Source organism: Nguyenibacter vanlangensis (assembly GCF_013376155.1).
Classification (GTDB): Bacteria; Pseudomonadota; Alphaproteobacteria; order Acetobacterales; family Acetobacteraceae; genus Gluconacetobacter; species Gluconacetobacter vanlangensis.
The window spans coordinates 1-1,300 of the sequence record NZ_JABXXP010000754.1 but is presented as its reverse complement, the minus strand read 5'-3'; the positions used below and the strand labels follow the sequence as shown (position 1 = coordinate 1,300).

Annotated in this window: 2 protein-coding genes; both read right to left on the bottom strand. The window is 68.9% G+C overall.

All coding sequences use genetic code 11. The features are described 5' to 3' along the window. Window positions 1-25 precede the first annotated feature (25 nt). Window positions 26-913: a dihydrodipicolinate synthase family protein gene (locus HUK84_RS18730; protein ID WP_176641572.1), complete on the bottom strand. Its 888-nt coding sequence runs from the start codon at window positions 911-913 to the stop codon at window positions 26-28. Window positions 914-949: 36 nt separating this feature from the next. Further along, the coding region (locus HUK84_RS18725; protein WP_176641571.1) for an ATP-binding cassette domain-containing protein at window positions 950-1,300 on the bottom strand (351 nt) is incomplete at its 5' end.

Sequence of the window (1,300 nt, the reverse complement as noted above, 5' to 3'; positions counted from 1 at the left end):
CAGGCGCGGACGGGTCGCGCCGCCTTCATGCCCCGGTGAAACGCAGGTCGAGATCGCGCACGATCTCAAGCGCCTGCGCATCCTGTGCGGGCGGCAGCGGCAGGCGCGGCGGGCGGGGCATCCCCACGTCGAGCCCCATATGCTTCAGCAGCGCCTTCGTGCCCGCGACATAGCCGCCGCCGCCCACGAAGCGGATCAGCGGCACGTGGCGCCGATAGATCTCGCGCGCCGCGCCGATATCGCGAAAACCGTCGCACAGTTCGAAGATCCGGCTCATGGCGCCTGGCGCGACGTTCGAGGCCACGGCGACCCACCCCACGGCGCCCTCCAGGAAGCTTTCGAAACCCATGATGCCGCCGAACACGGCCATCCGGTCGCCGCACAGGCGGATGATGTCCCGCACCCGCGTGACATCCATGGTGGATTCCTTGATCAGGCGGCAATTCTCGATCGCGCTCAGCCGCGCCACCAGCTCGGGCAGCAGATCCACGTTGGCGGTCGCCGGATTGTTGTAGAGCATGATCGGCAGGCCGATCGCATCCGAAACGCGGCGATAATGGACGAACAATTCGTCATCGGTCGGCGTCGAATAGAAGGGCGGGATGATCATCACGCCGTCCGCACCCAGCGCCTCGGCCTGGCGGCTGTAGCGGATGACGTCATCGGTATTCTCGGCGCCCGTTCCGACGAAAACCGGAACCCGCCCCCCGGCCTGCCCGATCACCGTTTCGGCCACCAGCGCGCGCTCGTCGTCGGTCAGGGACAGGAACTCGCCCGTCGAGCCCAGGGGGATCAGCCCGCGGATGCCCTGCGCGATCTGCCAGTCGGTGAAGCGCCGCAGCGCCGCCACGTCGACGCGCCCCTGCCCGTCGAAGGGCGTGATCATGACGGTGTACGTTCCTCGGAATTCCACGATATTTTCCTTTGCTGGGCTGGCGGCGCGGGCCGTCTAGCCATGGGCGTTCATGAAAGCGGCGATCAGGGGCTCGGCCGCGGCCTGCGGCCCGGCGCCGACGGCGCGGACCTGTCCCTCTTCCAGCAGCACGATGCGGTCGGACAGGGCGGCGACGGCGTCCATGCCGTGCGAGACCTGGATGATCGTCATGCCGCCACGCGCCAGGTCCCGCAGCAGGGCCGTCACCTCGGACACCAGGCGGGGATCGAGGGCCGACGTCGGTTCGTCCAGCAGCAGCAGGTGGGGCCGGGTCATAAGCGCGCGCGCGATCGCCACGCGCTGTTTCTGGCCGCCCGAAAGCCGCGACGGCAGGGTATCGGCCTTGTCCGCCAGGCCCAGCGTCCG